This window comes from Streptomyces sp. NPDC093097 (assembly GCF_044754325.1).
Lineage (GTDB): Bacteria > Actinomycetota > Actinomycetes > Streptomycetales > Streptomycetaceae > Streptomyces.
On record NZ_JBIVOW010000003.1, the window covers coordinates 193,264 to 212,615 of the forward strand.

Sequence of the window (19,352 nt, forward strand, 5' to 3'; positions counted from 1 at the left end):
GGCAGCATGTACCTCCGCGGCGCGGACCAGACCCTGGTCAAGCTGCTGGTCGCCGGCCCCTTCGGGGTCGGCAAGACCACGCTGATCCGGGCGCTCTCGGAGACCCCGCCGCTGCACACCGAAGAGGTGATGACGCAGTCCGGCGCGATGGTCGACGACCTCGCCGGCGTGCGGGACAAGACCACCACCACCGTCGCCATCGACTTCGGGCGGCTGACGCTGCCCGGGGACCTGGTGCTGTACCTGTTCGGCACCCCCGGGCAGAAGCGGTTCCGCCCGCTGTGGCAGGACATCGCCCGCGGTGCGCTGGGCGCCCTGGTCCTCGCCGACACCCGCCGGCTGGCGGACTCGTTCGAGGTGATGGACATCGTGGAGGAGGCCGGGCTGCGCTACGCGGTCGCGGTCAACACCTTCCCCGACGCCCCGCAGTACGACGTGGAAAAGCTCCGCGAGGCGCTCGACCTGCACCCGGACACGCCGTTGGTGCTGTGCGACGCCCGCGACCGGGAGCAGTCCGTCGACGCGCTGATCGCACTGGTCCGCCACGTCCTGGCCCACACGCCCGAGGAGAATCCGAAGCCGTGACATCGCCGCACCAGCCGGGCGCCGCCCCCTCGCCGTCCTGCCCCGAGCAGGCCGCCGTCCCGCCGCCGGGCTGCCCGGCGCACGCGGCACCGCAGCAGGCCCCGGCCGCACCGGACGCGCACGCGCCGGTGCGGCTGTACGGACCGGACTTCGCCGCCGCCCCGCACGGCGTCTACGCGTGGCTGCGGCAGTACGGGGCGCTGGCACCGGTGGAGATCGCACCCGAGGTGCCGGCACTGCTGGTGACCGACTACCGGGCGGCGCTGGAACTGCTCAACGACGACGCGACCTGGTCCCGGGACTCCCGGGCCTGGATGCAGACCGTCCCGCCGGACTCCCCGATCCTGCCGATGCTGGGCTGGCGGCCGAACGTCTTCTTCAGCGACGGCCCGGCGCACGTCCGCTACCGGGACGTCATCGTCGACAGCTTCCGGCTCGTCGAACCGCACGAGCTGCGCGCCCGGGTGCACCACGCGGCGGACACCCTGATCCAGCGCTTCGGGGACCGGGGCGAGGCGGATCTGATCGCGGACTACGCGCGGCTGATCCCGCTGCTGATGTTCAACACCCTCTTCGGACTGCCCGATTCCTACAGCGACCGGCTGATCGACGCGATCTCGGGGATGCTGGAGGGCAATTCGCCGGAGGAGGCGACGGCCGCCAACGAGGCGTTCACGCAGTACATCATGGAGCTGGTCGGCGCCAAGAAGGTACAGCGCGGGCCGGACCTCACGTCGTGGTTCATGGACCACCCCAACGGTCTGAGCGACGAGGAACTGATCCACAACGTCATCCTCGTGATGGGCGCGGGCAACGAGCCGCTGGCCAACCTGATCGGCAACGCGCTCGCCCGGATGCTGTCCGACGACCGCTACTACAGCACCGTCTCCGGTGGCGCACTGACCGTGCACGACGCCATCAACGAGGTGCTGTGGAACGACCCGCCGCTGACCAACTACTCCGCCCACTTCCCGGTCCGGGACGTCTTCTTCCACGGCACCTGGGTGCGCGCCGGGCAGTTGGTGATGGTCTCCTACGCCGCGGCCAACAGCCAGTTCGACACCACGGCCGGGCACGGGCCGGGGGCCGGCGGCGGATCGCACCTGTCGTGGTCGGCGGGCCCGCACGCCTGCCCGGTCAAGCGGCACGCGCTGTTGATCGCCACCACCGCGATCGAGCGGCTGACCGCATGGCTCTCGGACATCGAACTCGCCGTCGACGCCGAGGCGTTGCAGTGGCGCAACGGGGCCTTCCACCGGGCCCTGGCCACCCTCCCGGCCCGCTTCACCCCCATCACCCCGGATCAGGCAGGAGCCACGCCATGGCACAACAGCGACAGCGGCCCGTCGTCATCGACCCGGCCGGAACCGACATCCACGGCGAAGGCGCCCGCCTCCGCGCGCTAGGCCCGGCGGCCCGGATCGAACTGCCCGGCGGCATCGAGGCGTGGGGGGTCACCAGCCACGCCCTGCTCAAGGAACTCCTCACCGACGACCGGGTCTCGAAGAACCCGCGGGCCCACTGGCCGCAGTGGCAGCGCGAGGAGATCCGCGGCAGCTGGCTCCAGTCGTGGATAGGCGTGACAAACATGTTCACCGCCTACGGCCCCGACCACCGCCGGCTGCGGAAGCTGATCGCCCCGGCGTTCACCGCGCGCCGCACGGACGCCATGGTGCCGCGGGTGGCGCAGATCACCCGGGAGCTGCTGGACGGGCTGGCGTCGCGCCCGGCGGGCGAGGTCGTGGACCTGCGGGAGTCCTTCAACCACCCGCTGCCGATGCAGGTGATCTGTGAGCTGTTCGGCTACCCGGAGGGCGAGCCGCGGGTCGAACTGGCCCGGCGCATCGCCGAGATCTTGGACACCACGGCCACGCCGGAGCAGGCCACCGCGACCTGGGTGGCGGTCAACGAACTGCTCGGCTCCCTGGTGGCGGCCAAGCGCGCGACGCCCGGGGAGGACCTGACCAGTGTGCTGGTCGCGGCCCGGGACGACGAGGGCCAGGGGATGACCGAGCAGGAGCTGCTGGACACCCTGCTGCTGGTCATCGGCGCCGGCCACGAGACCACCGTCGACCTGCTGGGGAACGCGGTGTACGCGCTGCTGACCCACCCCGAGCAGCTGAAGCTGGTGCGGGCGGGCGAGGTGTCGTGGAACGACGTGATCGAGGAGACGCTGCGCTGGACGCCGAGCATCGCGAGCCTGCCGCTGCGGTTCGCGGTGGAGGACATCGCGCTGCCGGACGGTGAGGTGATCCGCAAGGGCGAGGCGATCCTGGCGATGTACGCGGCGGCGGGCCGGGACCCCGAGCAGTACGGGGCGGACGCCGCCACGTTCGACGTCCGGCGGGCGAGCCAGGAGCACCTGGCGTTCGGGCACGGGGTGCACCACTGCATCGGTGCGCCGCTGGCCCGGCTGGAGGCGCGGACCGCGCTCCCGGCGCTCTTCGAGCGGTTCCCCGGCCTGCAACTGGCCGTCCCCGCCGAGGGGTTGGCGCCCGCGGGCGGCTTCATCGCGGGCGGGCTGGCGAGCCTGCCGGTGCGACTGACGGCGTGAGGCCGCAGGCGGTGTGACGGTCGCCGGCCGGCGGCCGGCCGAGGTACGGCGCCCCGCGCCGGCCGGGTCCTCCCCGGGCGGCGCGGGGCGTCGGCCGTTCGGGGCCGGCGCGGCCGGTGCCCGGGCCGGACCCGGCGCTCAGCGCGGGTGGCGCGGCTGGCGCGCGGCCGCGGCCAACAGCCGTTCGACATCCTCCGGGCGGAGCATGAGGGCGGCGCCGGCGGTGCTGAGCGCCTCGCGCTCGGCGGGGGTGCAGGGGCCGTCGGCGAGGGCGATCCGGGCGCCCTGGAGGAGCAGCGACTCCCGCCCGGCGGGGGCGAGATGGGGCGCCAGCGGCTCCAGCGCCTCATGGAGCTCTATGGCCAGCGCGGTGCCGCAGGGGTCCATCCCCTGGTGTGCGCAGTGGCCGCCGGTGACCGCCTCGTAGGTGCCGGTCATCCGGCCGGTGTCGGCGGCGAGCGCGGCGAGCAGGGTCAGCAGGTGGTCCTCGGTGCAGTCGGCGGAGCCGGCCGCGCGGACCGCGTCGACCGCGGCGTCCCGGACCGTGCGGGAGGCCGTGCCGCCGGCCGCCAGCAGCGCCAGGGTCAGGGTGTGGACGGCGTCCCGGAGCATCGCGGAGAACCGGACGGTGGTGGGGTGGTCGAGGGCGTCCAACCCGAAGTGGCCCTGGCAGGCGGAGCATTCGAGGACCGGCCCGGCATCGCCGCGGGCCAGGACGGGGATGCCCAGGACGGTGAAGCGGCGCCGGCCGGTGCGGCGGAGGTAGTTGCGGTCGCCGCCGCAGTCGGGACAGAAGAACTCGCCGTCGGCGACGGTCCGCCACGATGTGCGCACCCCCACCACACATACGTTGCGCATCACGTCAGCCCTCCGTAGTCCCCGACGCCTTCAGGGCACGGGGGTACCCCCACCGGCGCCCGCGCCGTTCGTTACGTGATGTTAGCCACACCAGTGAGACGCCGTCAGCACCTCGTATCGGACAACGGACGGACAGCTGGCCGAGATGTGCGCGCGGGGTGTACGCGATATGAACGGCCCCGCCGCTTTCGTCTGTACGGAGCGGCGGGGCCGTTGCGGGCGGTGGCGCGAACCGGCTCAGCGCGCCGCGCGGTTGACCGCGGAGACCACGGCCTTGAGGGAGGCGCGGGTGGTGTTGGCGTCGATGCCGATGCCCCACAGCACCTTGCCGTCGATGGCGCACTCGATGTACGAGGCGGCCTGTGCGGAGGCGCCCTCGCTCATGGTGTGCTCCTGGTAGTCCAGCAGGCGGGCGTCGATGCCCAGGTCCTGGAGGGCGTGGAAGAACGCGGAGATCGGACCGTTGCCGGAGCCGACCAGCACGGTCTCGGTGCCGTCCACCTCGGCCTGGACGGTGAGGGTGTCCACGCCGTCGGTGTCGGTGGTGGTCTGCCCGGCCCTGACCTGGACGCGGCCCCAGGGGTTCTGCGGGTTGGGCAGGTACTCGTCCCGGAAGGTGTCCCAGATGTCCTTCGGGGTGACCTCGCCGCCCTCGGCGTCGGTCTTCTCCTGGATGATCCGGGAGAACTCGATCTGCATCCGGCGCGGCAGGTCCAGCTTGTGGTCGTTCTTCAGGACGTAGGCGATACCGCCCTTGCCGGACTGCGAGTTGACCCGGATGACCGCCTCGTAGGAGCGGCCCACGTCCTTGGGGTCGATGGGCAGGTACGGCACCGCCCACTCGATGTCGTCGACGGTCTTGCCCTGGGCGGCCGCGTCGGCCTCCATGGCGTCGAAGCCCTTCTTGATGGCGTCCTGGTGGGAGCCGGAGAAGGCGGTGTAGACCAGGTCGCCCGCATAGGGGTGGCGCGGGTGGACCTCCATCTGGTTGCAGTACTCGCTGGTGCGGCGGATCTCGTCGATCTGCGAGAAGTCGATCTGCGGGTCGACGCCCTGGGAGAAGAGGTTCATGCCCAGCGTCACCAGGTCGACGTTGCCGGTGCGCTCGCCCTGGCCGAACAGGCAGCCCTCGACGCGGTCGGCGCCGGCCATCACGGCCAGTTCGGCGGCGGCCACCGCCGTCCCGCGGTCGTTGTGCGGATGCGCAGACAGGCACACGAACTCCCGCCGGGACAGGTTCCGGCTCATCCACTCGAACCGGTCGGCGTGCGTGCTGGGCGTCGAACGCTCCACGGTGGCCGGCAGGTTGAGGATGATCTCGCGGCCCTCCTCCGGCTGCCAGACGTCCATCACCGCCTCGCAGACCTCCAGCGCGAAGTCCAGCTCGGTGTCGGTGAAGATCTCCGGGCTGTACTGGTAGCCGAAGACGGTCTCGTCGGCCAGCAGCTTCTCGGCGTACTCCACCACCAGCCGGGTGCCGTCCACCGCGATCTGCTTGACCTGCTCCTTGGAGCCGCGGAAGACGACCCGGCGGAAGGTGGGGGCGGTGGCGTTGTAGAGGTGGACGGTGGCCCGGGGGGCGCCGCGCAGCGACTCCACGGTCCGCTCGATCAGCTCCTCGCGCGCCTGCGTCAGCACCGAGATCGTCACGTCGTCCGGGATCGCGCCGTCCTCGATGATCGACCGTACGAACGCGAAGTCGGTCTCACCGGACGACGGGAAGCCGACCTCGATCTCCTTGTAGCCCATGCGCACCAGCAGGTCGAACATCTCGCGCTTGCGGGCCGGCGACATCGGGTCGATCAGCGCCTGGTTGCCGTCGCGCAGATCGGTGGAGAGCCAGCGGGGCGCCTTGGTGATCCGCTGGTCCGGCCAGGTGCGGCCGGGCAGGTCCACGGCCTCGAACGGGCGGTACTTGTGGATCGGCAGGCCGGAGGGTGCCTGCGTGTGGGTGGCGTTGGTGATCGGGGTGGGGCGGCCGACGGGCTGCGACATTGCGTGGGGCTCCTCGGGGAGGTCCGTTGGACGGCCGACAGTCGAAACGCAGCACCAGATCCCGCGGGGAGGGGGTCGGCCTACGACTACAGGCCCTCACCGCGGCAGCTAAGGAGAAGCAGCCCGTAACGCATGATGGGCAGCACGTTAGCTGAGGCGAAGAAGATCCGCAGACGCGTATCAGTATGCGGGACCGCACGGACGTAAGGGGAAGAATGCGACCAACCACACATATTCAGGAACTTCGGCCGCTGACAGTGACAGACGCCTTACACAGTGCCACCGTTTCCTTATGAAGGATTTCGCGACCCAGAAGCACCCCGCAACCGCCGCCTCGCCCGTCTTCTGCACGATCGTGCCGCCGCACATCCTCGGCAAACTCGCCGAGTCCGACGACCCGTCCCGGCACGAGCCCGCCCGCCGCACCCTGGAGCACGACGCCCTCCACCGCACCCGGCGCGCCGACCTGACCGCGCAGCTGATCGCCCCGCAGGAGGCCCGGGTCGCCGCCGACAAGCCGAACCGCACCATCTACGACGCCGGCCACCAGCAGAACCTCCCCGGCAACAAGGTCCACTCCGAATCCGAGGGCCCCGCCAAGGACGCCTCGGTCAACCGCGCGCAGACCGGCCTCGGCGCCACCTTCGCCTTCTACCTGAAGGCCTACGGCCGCAAGTCCATCGACGGCGCCGGCCTCCCGCTCAACGCCACCGTCCACTACGGCGAGAAGTACGACAACGCCTTCTGGGACGGCCAGCGGATGGTCTTCGGCGACGGCGACGGCACGCTCTTCAAGGACTTCACCATCCCCGTCGACGTCATCGGCCACGAACTCACCCACGGCGTCACCCAGTACACCGCCTCCCTCGACTACCAGGGCCAGTCCGGCGCCCTCAACGAGTCCGTCTCCGACGTCTTCGGCTCCCTCATCAAGCAGTACGCCCTGAACCAGACCGCCGACAAAGCCGACTGGCTGATCGGCGCGGACCTGCTCGCCCCCGGCGTGCACGGCCAGGCCCTGCGCTCCATGAAGGCCCCCGGCACCGCCTACGACGACCCGCACCTGGGCAAGGACCCGCAGCCCGCCACCATGGCCGGCTTCGTCCAGACCAGCGAGGACAACGGCGGCGTCCATGTGAACTCCGGCATCCCCAACCACGCCTTCTACCTCGTCGCCAGCGCACTCGGCGGCAAGGCGTGGGAGCGCGCCGGCCAGATCTGGTACGACGTCCTCACCGGCGGCCACCTGGCCAAGAACGCCCAGTTCGCCGACTTCGCCCACCTCACCGTCCAGGCCGCCCAGGCCCGCTACGGCGGCTCGGGCGCCGAACACGAGGCCGTGGTCAAGGCGTGGTCCACGGTCGGCATCACCGGCAAGTAGCCCCTTCGGGGCCGGAGTGGTCGCGTGCCACCTGCCCGCACGCGACTACTCCCACCCCACCGGGTAGGAACACCCCATGCGTATCCACATCCGCCGCACGGGCGGCTTCGCCGGCATCGCACGGCAGGCCGAGATCGACACCGCCGACGGCGCCCTCGGCGCCGAGGCCACCGACTGGCACGCCCTCGCCGACCGCGCCATGGCCGCGGCACACACCGCGCCACCCCCCGGCGTCCCCGACGGCTTCCGCTACACCCTCACCGTCGACGGCAGGACGGCGTACTGCGCGGACCCCGATCTCACGGACGACCAGCGGGAGTTGATCACGCGCGTACTGAAGGAAGGCGCCTAGTCCCCCCTTCGCCCGGCTGAGCCGAGCGGACCACCAACGGTCACCACTCACCACACGACCCGCACCGCCCCACCAACGGACAGCCACAGCATGGGACTTACCCCCCACAACGGGAGGGGACGGGTCTGCGGGGCAGGGGTGTGCCGGACGTAAAGCGCAGCAGTCCGGCACACCCCTGCCCCGCAGACCCGGCACCGCGGCCGAACAGCCCCGCGCAGCGGACCCGCCCCGCGCAGCGGCAACGTGACGCGCAGCGGACAACGCCAACGCGCCGCAGGCGCGAAAAACGGCACCCCCGCGGCGGGAAACCCGACAACGTGGGAAGCAGGCCCAGCGCAAGCGCCCCGTGGAGGGCTAGAAGCCCAGCTTACGAAGCTGCTTGGGGTCGCGCTGCCAGTCCTTGGCGACCTTGACGTGCAGGTCGAGGAAGACCGGCGTACCCAGGAGCGCCTCGATGTGCTTGCGGGACTTGGTGCCGACTTCCTTCAGCCGCTTGCCCTTGGGACCGATGATGATCCCCTTCTGACTGGGGCGCTCGATGTAGACGTTGGCGTGGATGTCCAGCAGCGGCTTGTCGGCGGGGCGGTCCTCGCGCGGCAGCATCTCCTCGACGACGACGGCGATGGAGTGCGGCAGCTCGTCGCGGACGCCCTCCAGCGCGGCCTCGCGGATCAGCTCGGCGACCATCACCTGCTCCGGCTCGTCGGTGAGGTCGCCCTCCGGGTAGAGCGCCGGACCCTCGGGGAGCAGCGGGACGAGGAGGTCGGCGAGGAGCGCGACCTGCTTGTCGCCGACGGCGGAGACCGGGACGATCTCGGCCCACTCGATGCCCAGTTCCCTGCCGAGCTGGTCGATGGCGAGCAGCTGGGCGGCCAGCGTCTTGGAGTCGACCAGGTCGGTCTTGGTGACGATGGCGACCTTGGGGGTCTTCTTGATGTCGGCCAGCTCGCCGGCGATGTAGCGGTCGCCCGGGCCGATCTTCTGGTCGGCGGGGAGGCAGAAGCCGATCACGTCGACCTCGGACCAGGTGGTGCGGACCACGTCGTTGAGCCGCTCGCCGAGGAGGGTGCGCGGCTTGTGCAGGCCCGGGGTGTCGACCAGGACCAGCTGGGCGTCGGGGCGGTGCACGATGCCGCGCACGGTGTGGCGGGTGGTCTGCGGGCGGTTGGAGGTGATCGCCACCTTCGTCCCGACGAGAGCGTTCGTCAGGGTGGACTTGCCCGCGTTGGGGCGGCCGACGAAGCAGGCGAAGCCGGCGCGGTGCGGGACGGTGGACTCTGTACGAACGCTCATGGCGCCCATTCTCCCCGATCCCCGCGGCGGCTCCGACCATCCGCCGCTCCGTCGCCGGACGCGGCCGGGCGGGCACGCCGGGTGCGGCGCGCCGGCCCGTGGTGCGGTCAGGCCGACGGGCCCGCCGGGACGCTGGCGCGCAGGGTGCCGTCGGGGGCGGCGACCAGGACGGGGGTGTCCGGGCCGCCGAGGTCGCGCACGGCCGCCCGGTCGGCGTCGGCGGCCTGTTCGGCGTCGGTGACCACGGCCGCGGCCTCCAGGGACGTGGCGCCGCTGGCGACGGCCATCGCGACGGCCGTCTGGAGGGCGCTGAGCTTGAGGGAGTCCAGGGCGACGGTGCCGGCGACGTAGGTGCGGCCGGTCTCGTCGCGGACGGCGGCGCCCTCGGGGACGCCGTTACGGGCCCGCGCCGAGCGCGCGAGCGTGATGATCTTGCGGTCTTCGGGGTCCAGCGGTGCGGCTTCGGTCATACGGGCGAGCATATGCGGGGCCGGGAGAAGGGAGGCGACGTGTCTCCCCCTGGTTGCCGCGGCGGCTGCCCGGTGGTGCGGGCCGGACGGCAAGTGCGCGCTCCCCAGGGGCCGTTGCCCGGATGCGGCCGCCGGCCGGTCCGCCGCCGGCACCGTGGCCCGACGCACGAAGGCTGAAGAGTCCGGTTGCCCCGCTCCCCTGTGCCGGGGCACCCGGCTCTTCAGCCAACGTCGTTTCCGGATCCGCCTCGGGCGGCGGCGCCCCGCTCGTGGTGCGTGCGGGGCCGTGGCCCGTTGTCGGAGTCCGGTGTGACCACCGGGCCGCCGGCCACCGTCCGACGGTGTGCCGGCACCGGGCCCGGTGCTCGTTCTTGCGATGTCCGCGGCCGAGCCGGACGTCATCGCAGGTCTCGCGGCGGCCTTTCCGTCACCGCCCGGCGGCTGAGATCGACGAAACCGCTTCCGGGAAGTCAGCGGCGCCATCGCCACTGTCCCCGGAATCCTCATATCTGGTGTTTCCGCTGGTATTTCCGCTCGCGGCGGGGGCGTCGATTCCGCCCGGACAGTCCGTCCGCAGAGCCGCCGCGACGGTGGGCACCACCACGGCTTTTCTTCCACGCATTCCGTTCGACTTCCCTCTGCCGCAAAGTGCCGGCGCCTTTTCCGGCGCCGGCTCGAAGATCTTTCCACGGAATTGGTGAAGGAATCCAGCGCAGTCGGAAATGGCTTTGAGGATATTTCCGCTGTACTGCAGATCAGTAGCCGTGCGGGGTGGCCCGGCCCCGCGACGGCGGGCGCCCGCGGCCGTGACCGCGGGCGCGAGGGGGTGGGGCGGACGGTCAGCGACCGGTGCCGTCACCCTCCGCGTCCGCCGCGCGGACCGGTTCGCAGAGCACCGTGACGATCTTGTTGCGGCGGCCGGCCGGCGATTCGGCGATCAGCCGCAGCGACTTGAGATCCGGGTCCGAGGTGTCGTCGGAGAGGTCGATCTCGGCGGTCGCCCCGGCGATCGGGACCCGGCCCAGCAGCTTCGCCAGCAGCCCGCCGACGGTCTCCACGTCCTCGTCGTCCAGCTCCGCCAGGCCGTACAGCTCGCCCAGCGCACCGATGTCCAGCCGGGCGGTGACGCGGTACCGGCCGCCGCCCAGGTCCTGCACCGGCGGCAGCTCCCGGTCGTACTCGTCGGTGATCTCGCCGACGATCTCCTCCAGGATGTCCTCGATGGTCACGATGCCGGCGGTGCCGCCGTACTCGTCGATCACCACCGCGACGTGGTTGCGGTCCCGCTGCATCTCGCGCAGCAGGTCGCCGGCGTTCTTGGTGTCCGGGACGAACACCGCCGGGCGCATCGCCGTGGACACCAGCTCGTTCTCCGCGTCCCGGCTGATGTGCACCTTGCGGGCGAGGTCCTTGAGGTAGACGACGCCGACGACGTCGTCCTCGTTCTCGCCGGTCACCGGGATCCGGGAGAAGCCGGAGCGCAGCGCCAGGGTCAGCGCCTGCCGGATGGTCTTGAACCGCTCGACGGAGATCAGGTCCGTGCGCGGCACCATCACCTCCCGCACGAGGGTGTCGCCGAGCTGGAAGACCGAGTGCACCATCCGGCGCTCCTCGTCCTCGATCAGCGACTCCTTCTCGGCCAGGTCCACCAGGGACCGCAGCTCCGCCTCGGAGGCGAACGGGCCCTTGCGGAAGCCCTTGCCGGGGGTGAGGGCGTTGCCGAGCAGGATCAGCAGCTGCGGCACCGGGCCCATCACCCGGGCCAGCGGCAGCAGGACATAGGCCGCAGCGGTCGCGGTGTTGAGCGGGTGCTGGCGGCCGATGGTGCGCGGGGAGACCCCGACGGCGACGTAGGAGACCAGCACCATCACCGCGATGGCGACGGTCAGCGCCTGCCAGGTCGTGTCGAACGCGCGCAGGCAGGCGTAGGTCACCAGGGCGCCGGCGGCCACCTCGCAGCCGACCCGCACCAGCAGGGCGACGTTGAGGTAGCGGGTGGGGTCGGCGGCGACCGCGGCGAGCTTGGCGCTGCCGCGGCGGCCGGAGCGGACCGCCTCCTCGGCGCGGAAGCTGGTCGTCCGGGTCAGTCCGGCCTCCGCGCAGGCGGCGAGCCAGGCGATCACGACGAGCAGCACCGCGACGGCGATCAGAGTGGTCATCGCGCGCCCCGTCAGGTGACGGTGGGGGCCGGCGAGGGACCGGTCAGGCCCCGCTCCGCCCGCCAGCCGTCGACGATCGCGGCCTGGAGGCCGAACATCTCGGCCTTCTCGTCCGGCTCCTCGTGGTCGTAACCGAGCAGGTGCAGGACGCCGTGCACGGTCAGCAGCTGGAGCTCCTCGTCCATGCTGTGCCCCGTCGGGGCCGCCTTGCCCTGCTGCTCGGCGACCTCCGGGCAGAGCACGATGTCGCCGAGGAGCCCCTGCGGGGGCTCCTCCTCGTCCTTGGACGGCGGCCGCAGCTCGTCCATCGGGAAGGACATCACGTCCGTCGGGCCGGGGAGGTCCATCCACTGGAGGTGGAGCTGCTCCATGGCCTCGGCGTCCACGACGATGATCGACAGCTCGGAGAGCGGGTGGATCCGCATCCGGGCCAGGGCGTGGCGGGCGACGTCCAGGATCGCCTGCTCATCGATGTCCGTACCGGACTCGTTGTTGACGTCGATCGACATGGGGAAGGTCAGGTCTCGCTTCTTGGTCGCGCAGCGCGGGCTATTTGCCGTTGCGGCTGTCGTACTTCTCGTAGGCGTCGACGATACGGCCGACGAGCTTGTGCCGGACCACGTCCTTGCTGGTGAGCTCGGAGAAGTGGACGTCGTCGACGCCGGTCAGGATCTCCCGGACCTGGCGCAGACCGCTCTTCGTGCCGCCCGGCAGGTCGATCTGGGTCACATCGCCGGTGATGACTATCTTCGAGTCGAACCCGAGCCGGGTGAGGAACATCTTCATCTGCTCGGGGCTGGTGTTCTGCGCCTCGTCGAGAATGATGAAGGCGTCGTTGAGCGTCCGGCCGCGCATGTACGCCAGCGGCGCGACCTCGATCGTCCCGGCCGCCATCAGGCGCGGGATGGAGTCGGGGTCGAGCATGTCGTGCAGGGCGTCGTAGAGCGGGCGCAGGTAGGGGTCGATCTTCTCGTAGAGGGTGCCGGGCAGGAAGCCCAGGCGCTCGCCGGCCTCGACCGCGGGGCGGGTGAGGATGATGCGGTTGACCTGCTTGGCCTGGAGTGCCTGGACGGCCTTGGCCATGGCCAGGTAGGTCTTGCCGGTGCCGGCCGGCCCGATCCCGAAGACGATGGTGTGCTTGTCTATGGCGTCGACATAGCGCTTCTGGTTGAGGGTCTTGGGGCGGATGGTGCGGCCGCGGTTGGAGAGGATGTTCTGAGTGAGCACCTCGGCCGGGGTCTCGGGGGCTCCCTCGCCGTTCTCCGCCGCGCGCAGCATGGCGATGGAGCGTTCCACTGCGTCCTCCGTCATCGGTTGCCCGGTGCGGAGCACCAGCATCATCTCGTCGAACAGGCGCTGGACGAGGGCGACTTCCCGGGCGTCGCCGACCGCGCTGATCTCGTTGCCCCGGACGTGGATGTCGGTGGCGGGGAAGGCGTCCTCGATCACACGCAGGAGCGAGTCGCCGGATCCCAGGACCGTCACCATCGGGTGCTTGGCCGGGACGGTGAACTGGGCGCTCGCCTGCGCTCGTGTGGGTGTCTGCGTCATGGGTAGGCCGGGTGGCCTGCTCAACCCCCATCCTTTGCTCATCACAGCTGCGGCTCTTCGAGGAAGGCGTCCGCACGGGCCCCTTGCGCTACCAGAGTACGACGGGGCACTGACAAGCCGGTCGGGTTTTCCCGCGGGCGGGGGCGCAGGCCCGGGCGGGCCGCGGCCGGGGTCTGCGGGCGCGGCTCAGACCGGGCGGCGGAAGCCGATCGTGGGGACCGCACGGGCCAGCGGGGACGGGCCGGCGGGGCGCACGGCCTCGGCCGCCTCACCGGGGCCGGCGACCGCACCGGGGGCCGGCAGCAGCCCGTCCAGGAAGCCGTACTGGCGGCGCAGCCCGGCGCCCACCTCGGTGTCGCAGACCCGCGCCCGGCGCCACCAGGCGGCGATCTCGGCCCATCCGGGCGCGGAGAGCGAGCCCCCGAACTCCTGCACCGACAGGGCGGCGCTCAGCCCGGCGAACGCCAGCCGGTCGGCCAGCGGCCAGTCGGCGAGGGTGCCGGTGACGAAGCCGGCGACGAAGACGTCCCCGGCGCCGGTCGGGTCCAGCGCCTCCACGACGATGGCGGGCACCTCGGCGCTCTCCCCGCTGCGGGCGTCCACCGCGTAGGCGCCCTCCGAGCCGAGCGTGACCACGGCGAGCGGGACCAGGTCGGCGAGCTTGCGGGCGGCGGCGCGCGGGCAGTCGGTGCGGGTGTAGCGCATCGCCTCCTCGGCGTTGGGCAGGAACGCCTCGCAGTGCTCCAGGTCGGCGAGGTCGGCCGGGTCCCAGCGGCCGGAGTCGTCCCAGCCGACGTCGGCGAAGATCCGGGAGCCGCGGCCGGCCGCGCAGCCCAGCCAACTCTCCCGGCGGCCGGGGACGAGCGAGGCGACGCAGGCCCGGGTCGGCGGCGGGCAGCCGGGCGCGTGCCGGCCGTCGAAGACGAAGTCCGGCGGCGGGGCCTGGTGGCCGTGCGAGACCATGGTCCGCTCGCCCTCGTAGGCCATCGAGACGGTGACCGGGGAGTGCCAGCCGGGGACCTTGCGGGAGAAGGACAGGTCGATGCCCTCGCCCTGTGCCAGCGCCTCCCAGCAGTACTCGCCGTACATGTCGTCGCCGAACGCGGCGGCCAGGGAGGTGCGCAGCCCGAGCCGGGCCAGTGCGGTGGCCATGTTGGCGACGCCCCCGGGGCTGGACCCCATGCCGCGGGCCCAGGATTCGGTGCCGCGGACCGGGGCGGAGTCCAGGCCGGTGAAGATGATGTCGAGGAAGACGGTGCCGGTGAGGTAGACGTCGGTGGGCGGGTCGCCGTCGCGGCGCACCCCGGCCAGCGGATCGAGCCCGGGCGGCGCGGCGGACGGCCCCGCGGGCGGTTGCACTTCGCGTCGGCCAGTGTTCACCGCGCTCGCCCCTCTCGTACGCGACTCGTGCCGCCAGTGTGCCTGATGCTGCGGTACGTTCCGCCCCATGAGGCTCTCCGTTCTCGGCGGTGGCGGCTTCCGGGTGCCGCTGGTCTACCGCGCGCTATTGGACGATCCGACACGCTCCGTCTCCGAGTTGACGCTGTACGACACCGATCCGCGCCGGGTCGCGGTGATCTCCGACGTCCTGGCCCGGCTGGCACGGGGGCGTACCGAAGCGGTACCCGTACGGGTGGCGAAGACTCTCGACGCGGCGCTGACCGGCGCCGACTTCGTCTTCTCCGCCATCCGGGTCGGCGGCACCGCGGGCCGTATCCGGGACGAGCGGATCCCGCTCTCCGAGGGCGTCCTGGGCCAGGAGACGGTCGGCGCGGGCGGGGTCCTCTACGGGCTGCGGACGATCCCGGTGGCGCTGCACATCGCCGAGCGGGTCGCGGCGCTCTCCCCGGGGGCCTGGGTCATCAACTTCACCAATCCCGCGGGGATGGTGACCGAGGCGATGGCGCAGGTGCTGGGCGACCGGGTCATCGGGATCTGCGACTCACCCGTGGGGCTGGTCCGCCGGGCGGCGCGGGCGGCCGGCGGGGACCCGGCGGCCCTGGAGGACCCGGACCGGTCCGGTTACGACTACGTGGGCCTCAACCACCTCGGCTGGCTGCGGTCGTTGACCCTCGACGGCACCGACGTGCTGCCCGGCCTGCTGACCGACGGGGCGGCCCTGGGCTCCTTCGAGGAGGGCCGGCTCTTCGGGCCGGACTGGCTGCGCGTCCTCGGCGCCCTCCCCAACGAGTACCTGCACTACTACTACTTCCGCCGGGAGACCCTGCACTCCGTACGGGACACCGCGCAGACCCGCGGGGAATTCCTGGACCGGCAGCAGGGCGGCTTCTTCGAGCGGGCCACGGCGGCCGGCTCCCCGGACGCGGTGTACGACCTGTGGGAGCGGACCCGGCTGGAGCGCGAGGAGACGTACATGGCGCACAGCCGCGAGGCCACCGGCGGCTGGCAGCGCGACAGCCAGGACCTGGAGGGCGGCGGCTACGACCGGGTCGCGCTCGCCCTGATGCACGCCATCGCCGGCGACACCGGGCGGCGGCTGATCCTCAACGTCCGCAACGGGACGACGGTGCCGGAACTGCCGCCGGACGCGATCGTGGAGACGGTGTGCGAGGTGACCGCCAAGGGGGCGCGCCCGCTGCCCTGCGCGCCGCTGCGCGCCGACCAGTTGGGGCTGATGCTCCAGATCAAGGCGGTCGAGCGGGCGACGGTGGACGCCGCCCTGTTCAAGGACCGCGACGCGGCCCTGCGGGCGCTGGCCCTGCACCCGCTGGTGGACTCCGCGGCGGTGGCCGCCCGCATCCTTGAGCGGGCGGCCACGGGGGCGTGAGCGGGGCTGCTAGTGCCCCCGCGACACCCACTCCGCCAGGTGGGGCGCCTCCGCGCCGATGGTCGTCGAGTCGCCGTGGCCGGTGTGGACCACGGTGTCCGGCGGCAGGGTCAGCAGCCGGTCGCGGATCGAGTCGATGATCGTCGGGAAGTCGGAGAAGGACCGGCCGGTGGCGCCGGGGCCGCCCTGGAAGAGGGTGTCCCCGGTGAACACGGTCTTCAGGTCGGGGGCGTGGAGGCAGACCGCGCCGGGCGCGTGGCCCGGGGTCTGCAGCACGGTCAGGTCGACGCCGGCGATGGTCAGCACCTGACCGTCCGACAGGTCCCCGTCGGGGGCGGTGTCCGGATGGGTCTGCTTCCACAGCGGCAGGTCGTCGGGGTGCAGCAGGATCCGCGCGCCCGTACGGGCGGCGAGCGCCGGGGCCGCGTCGATGTGGTCGTTGTGCGCGTGGGTGCAGATGATCGCGCGCAGGGTGCGTCCGTCGAGGGCCCGGAGGATGGCGTCGGCGTCATGGGCGGCATCGATGACCACGGCCTCCGAGCCGTCGCCGATGATCCACACGTTGTTGTCGACGTCCCAGGTGCCGCCGTCGAGCGAGAACGTCCCGGAGGTGACGAGGTGGTCGATGCGGGCGGTCATCACAGCACCACCACCGAGCGCAGCACGTCGCCGGCGTGCATCCGGTCGAAGGCCCGCTCCACCTCGTCGATGCCGATGGTCTCGGTGACGAACCCGCCGAGGTCGATCCGGCCCTGCTGGTGGAGGTCGATCAGCATCGGGAAGTCCCGGGACGGCAGGCAGTCGCCGTACCAGGAGGACTTCAGGGCGCCGCCGCGGCCGAAGACGTCCAGGAGCGGGAGTTCCAGGGTCATCTCGGGGGTGGGCACGCCCACCAGGACGACCGTGCCCGCCAGGTCGCGGGCGTAGAACGCCTGCCGGTAGGTCTCCGGGCGGCCGACCGCGTCGATGACGACGTCGGCGCCGAAGCCGCCGGTGAGCTCCCGGACGGCCTCGACGGGGTCGGTGGCATGGGAGTTGACGGTGTGGGTGGCGCCCATGGAGCGGGCGGTCTCCAGCTTGCGGTCGTCGATGTCGACGGCGATGATCTTCGCCGCTCCGGCCAGCCGGGCCCCGACGACCGCCGCGTCCCCGACGCCACCGCAGCCGATGACCGCGACCGAGTCGCCGCGGCCGACGCCCCCGGTGTTGATCGCGGCGCCGATACCGGCCATCACCCCGCAGCCCAGCAGCCCGGCGACGGCCGGCGCGACCTCCGGGTCGACCTTGGTGCACTGGCCGGCGGCGACCAGGGTCTTGTCGGCGAACGCCCCGATGCCCAGCGCCGGGGTCAGCTCGGTGCCGTCCTTGAGCGTCATCTTCTGCCGGGCGTTGTGGGTGTTGAAGCAGTACTGGGGCCGCCCGCGCAGGCACGCCCGACAGGAGCCGCACACCGCGCGCCAGTTGAGGACGACGAAGTCCCCGGGAGCGAGGTCGGTGACGCCCTCGCCCACCGACTCCACCACGCCGGAGGCCTCGTGGCCCAGCAGGAACGGGAAGTCGTCGTTGATCCCGCCCTGCTTGTAGTGCAGGTCGGTGTGGCACACACCGCACGCCTGGATCTCGACCACGGCCTCGCCCGGTCCCGGATCGGGCACCAGGATCGTCTCCAGCCGGACCGCTTCGTTCTTCCCCGGCGCAACGACGCCGCGCACTTCCTGTGCCATCGGTACCGCCCCTCTCAAAAGATCACGTACGGGACCACTGTGGCGCACCGCCACCGGGTCGTGCCACACCGTACGCGGACGGGGCGGGCGGCGCGCAGCAGGAGGCGCCCGGCCGGAGAGGCGGCGTGCGCCCCTCCGGCGGGGCGCGAAGGCCCGCCCCGGTCACCAGCGGGGCACCGCGGGGGTGGTCCAGCCGGGGTCGGCGCGGCGCATCGCGGCGGCGTCGTCGCGGTCCCGGTAGGTGCCGCCGTCGGCCAGCCAGCGGTGGTGCAGGGCGGCGAGCCGGTCGCGGTCGAGGGTGACGCCGAGGCCGGGGGCGTCGCCGACCTCCAGGTGGCCGTCGTGGAAGGCGGGGCGCTCGGTGAGGACGTCCTCGGTCTGCCAGGGGTAGTGGGTGTCGCAGGCGTGGTCCAGGTTGGGCACGGTGGCCGCCACGTGGTTCATCGCGGCGAGGCTGATGCCCAGGTGGGTGTTGGAGTGCATGGCCAGGTCGAGGCCGAAGGTGCGGCAGAGGGCGGCGAGTTCGCGGGTGGCGTGCAGGCCGCCCCAGTAGTGGTGGTCGGAGAGCACGATCCGTACGGCGTCGCGGGCGAGCGCCTCGGGGAGCTCCTCGAAGGTGGTGACACACATGTTGGTGGCGAGCGGGACCGGTGTACGGGCCGCGACCTCGGCCATCGCCCCGGTGCCGGACACCGGGTCCTCCAGGTACTCCAGGACGTCCGCGAGCGCGTGCGCCACCTGGAGCGCGGTGGGCACCGACCAGGCGCCGTTGGGGTCCAGCCGCAGCGGCCGCCCGGGGAACGCCTCGGCCAACGCCCGGATCGCGGCGGTCTCCTCCTCTGGTGCGAAGACCCCGCCCTTGAGCTTGAAGGACGTGAAGCCGTGGCGGTCGGCGAAGCGGCGGGCCTGGGCGACGATGCCGGCCGGATCGAGGGCGGCGCCCCAGTCGTCGGCCTCGCCGAGGCCGTCGGGGTGCCGCCGCCACCGGTAGAAGAGATAGGCGCTGTAGGCGACCCGGTCGCGCACCGCGCCGCCGAGCAGGGCGTGGACGGGCAGGCCGGCGGCGTGCCCCCAGGCGTCCAGGAGGGCGACCTCGAAGCCGGAGCGGACCGAGCGGCGGAGCTTGCCGGCGGTGCGGACGCCGCGCAGCCCGGCGGCGTCCACGCCGTCCGCGCCGTCTCCCACGGGGGCGGCGGTCCGGTCGGTGAGCACCGCCAGACCGTTCAGGTCGGTGACTGATCGGCCGACGAGGGCGGCGGCCAACGGGCGGGCCAGGGCGAGGTATTCGGTGTCCCCGTAGGTCTCCCCCAGGCCCGTGGCGCCGCCCGCGGTGACCACTTCGATGATCAGGCGCGGGGTGTACGGCTGGTGCACGCCTTGGGTGTTGAGCAGTGGGGGGTCGGCGACCAGGACCGGGGTGAGCCGGACCTCGGTGACGACCAGGTCCGCGGGGCGGTGGGCGACCATCGGCGTTCGTCTCCATATGTGGACAACATCCGTGGATCGGAAGGGAGGGTAGGGAGTGCACCGACGCACCGTCAACAGCGCCTCATATCAGGCCAGTTGAGAATCCGCCCACACCCTTTAACAACCCTTTAATCTTCGCGCGTAGATGACCACCCATCGGCTCTGTTACACCTAC

Annotated in this window: 17 protein-coding genes; 6 read left to right on the top strand and 11 right to left on the bottom strand. The window is 72.2% G+C overall.

The window, feature by feature from the left end:
• The first annotated feature begins 6 nt into the window (after positions 1-6).
• Genes ACIQE0_RS06305 through ACIQE0_RS06315 form a run of 3 tightly spaced genes read left to right on the top strand, consistent with a single transcriptional unit; the run spans position 7 to position 3,139 of the window.
• Positions 7-585 (top strand): GTP-binding protein, encoded by a 579-nt coding sequence (locus tag ACIQE0_RS06305; protein ID WP_402329456.1) that lies wholly within the window; start codon positions 7-9, stop codon positions 583-585.
• Positions 582-1,991: a cytochrome P450 gene (locus tag ACIQE0_RS06310; RefSeq protein ID WP_402329458.1), complete on the top strand. Its 1,410-nt coding sequence runs from the start codon at positions 582-584 to the stop codon at positions 1,989-1,991. The genes ACIQE0_RS06305 and ACIQE0_RS06310 overlap by 4 nt, the downstream gene beginning before the upstream one ends.
• A complete protein-coding gene (locus ACIQE0_RS06315) occupies positions 1,907-3,139 on the top strand; it encodes a cytochrome P450 (protein WP_402329460.1) in 1,233 nt (410 codons plus the stop codon). The genes ACIQE0_RS06310 and ACIQE0_RS06315 overlap by 85 nt, the downstream gene beginning before the upstream one ends.
• Positions 3,140-3,277: 138 nt before the next feature.
• Here ACIQE0_RS06315 and ACIQE0_RS06320 read toward each other — a convergent pair whose 3' ends face one another.
• Entirely contained in the window at positions 3,278-3,997 is a 720-nt protein-coding gene (locus ACIQE0_RS06320) for a TerB family tellurite resistance protein (protein WP_366340001.1), read from the bottom strand.
• Positions 3,998-4,234: 237 nt separating this feature from the next.
• The gene (gene leuA, locus ACIQE0_RS06325; protein ID WP_402329463.1) at positions 4,235-5,992 is read right to left on the bottom strand and encodes a 2-isopropylmalate synthase; all 1,758 of its coding nucleotides are present in this window, start codon (positions 5,990-5,992) and stop codon (positions 4,235-4,237) included.
• 292 nt (positions 5,993-6,284) lie between these two features.
• Here leuA and ACIQE0_RS06330 point away from each other — a divergent pair, with 292 nt between their 5' ends.
• Together ACIQE0_RS06330 and ACIQE0_RS06335 are read left to right on the top strand one after the other, a co-directional pair.
• Positions 6,285-7,373 carry a M4 family metallopeptidase gene (locus ACIQE0_RS06330; protein ID WP_402329465.1) on the top strand — a complete coding sequence of 363 codons (1,089 nt, stop codon included), beginning with the start codon at positions 6,285-6,287 and terminating at the stop codon, positions 7,371-7,373.
• A 76-nt stretch (positions 7,374-7,449) separates the two neighbouring features.
• Positions 7,450-7,725, top strand: a complete 276-nt coding sequence (locus tag ACIQE0_RS06335) for a protealysin inhibitor emfourin (protein WP_402329467.1) — start codon at positions 7,450-7,452, stop codon at positions 7,723-7,725.
• 354 nt (positions 7,726-8,079) lie between these two features.
• Here ACIQE0_RS06335 and era read toward each other — a convergent pair whose 3' ends face one another.
• From era to ACIQE0_RS06365, 6 genes are all read right to left on the bottom strand, one after another.
• Positions 8,080-9,027, bottom strand: coding sequence for a GTPase Era (gene era / locus ACIQE0_RS06340; RefSeq protein WP_402329469.1), 948 nt, complete (start codon positions 9,025-9,027; stop codon positions 8,080-8,082).
• Positions 9,028-9,125: 98 nt separating this feature from the next.
• Positions 9,126-9,488, bottom strand: a complete 363-nt coding sequence (locus ACIQE0_RS06345; protein ID WP_366340250.1) for a cytidine deaminase — start codon at positions 9,486-9,488, stop codon at positions 9,126-9,128.
• An 839-nt stretch (positions 9,489-10,327) separates the two neighbouring features.
• Positions 10,328-11,647: a hemolysin family protein gene (locus tag ACIQE0_RS06350; protein WP_366340251.1), complete on the bottom strand. Its 1,320-nt coding sequence runs from the start codon at positions 11,645-11,647 to the stop codon at positions 10,328-10,330.
• 11 nt (positions 11,648-11,658) lie between these two features.
• Positions 11,659-12,156 carry an rRNA maturation RNase YbeY gene (gene ybeY / locus ACIQE0_RS06355; RefSeq protein WP_366340253.1) on the bottom strand — a complete coding sequence of 166 codons (498 nt, stop codon included), beginning with the start codon at positions 12,154-12,156 and terminating at the stop codon, positions 11,659-11,661.
• A gap of 40 nt (positions 12,157-12,196) precedes the next feature.
• Complete coding sequence (locus ACIQE0_RS06360) at positions 12,197-13,198, bottom strand: PhoH family protein (protein WP_402329471.1); 1,002 nt, start codon at positions 13,196-13,198, stop codon at positions 12,197-12,199.
• A 186-nt stretch (positions 13,199-13,384) separates the two neighbouring features.
• Entirely contained in the window at positions 13,385-14,578 is a 1,194-nt protein-coding gene (locus ACIQE0_RS06365) for a carbohydrate kinase family protein (protein ID WP_402329473.1), read from the bottom strand.
• Positions 14,579-14,645: 67 nt separating this feature from the next.
• Here ACIQE0_RS06365 and ACIQE0_RS06370 point away from each other — a divergent pair, with 67 nt between their 5' ends.
• Positions 14,646-15,986: a 6-phospho-beta-glucosidase gene (locus ACIQE0_RS06370; protein ID WP_366340259.1), complete on the top strand. Its 1,341-nt coding sequence runs from the start codon at positions 14,646-14,648 to the stop codon at positions 15,984-15,986.
• A gap of 9 nt (positions 15,987-15,995) precedes the next feature.
• Here the strand turns inward: ACIQE0_RS06370 and ACIQE0_RS06375 are convergent, their stop codons facing one another.
• The 3 genes from ACIQE0_RS06375 to ACIQE0_RS06385 all read right to left on the bottom strand — a co-directional run bounded on the left by ACIQE0_RS06375 (position 15,996) and on the right by ACIQE0_RS06385 (position 19,177).
• Complete coding sequence (locus ACIQE0_RS06375; protein WP_402329475.1) at positions 15,996-16,625, bottom strand: MBL fold metallo-hydrolase; 630 nt, start codon at positions 16,623-16,625, stop codon at positions 15,996-15,998.
• The gene (locus ACIQE0_RS06380) at positions 16,625-17,710 is read right to left on the bottom strand and encodes an S-(hydroxymethyl)mycothiol dehydrogenase (RefSeq protein ID WP_366340263.1); all 1,086 of its coding nucleotides are present in this window, start codon (positions 17,708-17,710) and stop codon (positions 16,625-16,627) included. The genes ACIQE0_RS06375 and ACIQE0_RS06380 overlap by 1 nt, the downstream gene beginning before the upstream one ends.
• 162 nt (positions 17,711-17,872) lie before the next feature.
• Complete coding sequence (locus ACIQE0_RS06385; protein ID WP_402329478.1) at positions 17,873-19,177, bottom strand: enolase C-terminal domain-like protein; 1,305 nt, start codon at positions 19,175-19,177, stop codon at positions 17,873-17,875.
• Between the last annotated feature and the right edge of the window lie 175 nt (positions 19,178-19,352).

Excerpts from the sequence above, each read along its gene's own strand:
- ACIQE0_RS06305 (WP_402329456.1), top strand. The coding sequence starts at position 7 with ATGTACCTCCGCGGCGCGGACCAGACCCTGGTCAAGCTGCTGGTCGCC.
- ACIQE0_RS06315 (WP_402329460.1), top strand. The coding sequence starts at position 1,907 with ATGGCACAACAGCGACAGCGGCCCGTCGTCATCGACCCGGCCGGAACC.
- ACIQE0_RS06320 (WP_366340001.1), bottom strand. The coding sequence starts at position 3,997 with ATGCGCAACGTATGTGTGGTGGGGGTGCGCACATCGTGGCGGACCGTC.
- leuA (WP_402329463.1), bottom strand. The coding sequence starts at position 5,992 with ATGTCGCAGCCCGTCGGCCGCCCCACCCCGATCACCAACGCCACCCAC.
- ACIQE0_RS06330 (WP_402329465.1), top strand. The coding sequence starts at position 6,285 with ATGAAGGATTTCGCGACCCAGAAGCACCCCGCAACCGCCGCCTCGCCC.
- ACIQE0_RS06335 (WP_402329467.1), top strand. The coding sequence starts at position 7,450 with ATGCGTATCCACATCCGCCGCACGGGCGGCTTCGCCGGCATCGCACGG.
- era (WP_402329469.1), bottom strand. The coding sequence starts at position 9,027 with ATGGGCGCCATGAGCGTTCGTACAGAGTCCACCGTCCCGCACCGCGCC.
- ACIQE0_RS06345 (WP_366340250.1), bottom strand. The coding sequence starts at position 9,488 with ATGACCGAAGCCGCACCGCTGGACCCCGAAGACCGCAAGATCATCACG.
- ACIQE0_RS06350 (WP_366340251.1), bottom strand. The coding sequence starts at position 11,647 with ATGACCACTCTGATCGCCGTCGCGGTGCTGCTCGTCGTGATCGCCTGG.
- ybeY (WP_366340253.1), bottom strand. The coding sequence starts at position 12,156 with ATGTCGATCGACGTCAACAACGAGTCCGGTACGGACATCGATGAGCAG.
- ACIQE0_RS06360 (WP_402329471.1), bottom strand. The coding sequence starts at position 13,198 with ATGACGCAGACACCCACACGAGCGCAGGCGAGCGCCCAGTTCACCGTC.
- ACIQE0_RS06370 (WP_366340259.1), top strand. The coding sequence starts at position 14,646 with ATGAGGCTCTCCGTTCTCGGCGGTGGCGGCTTCCGGGTGCCGCTGGTC.
- ACIQE0_RS06375 (WP_402329475.1), bottom strand. The coding sequence starts at position 16,625 with ATGACCGCCCGCATCGACCACCTCGTCACCTCCGGGACGTTCTCGCTC.
- ACIQE0_RS06380 (WP_366340263.1), bottom strand. The coding sequence starts at position 17,710 with ATGGCACAGGAAGTGCGCGGCGTCGTTGCGCCGGGGAAGAACGAAGCG.
- ACIQE0_RS06385 (WP_402329478.1), bottom strand. The coding sequence starts at position 19,177 with ATGGTCGCCCACCGCCCCGCGGACCTGGTCGTCACCGAGGTCCGGCTC.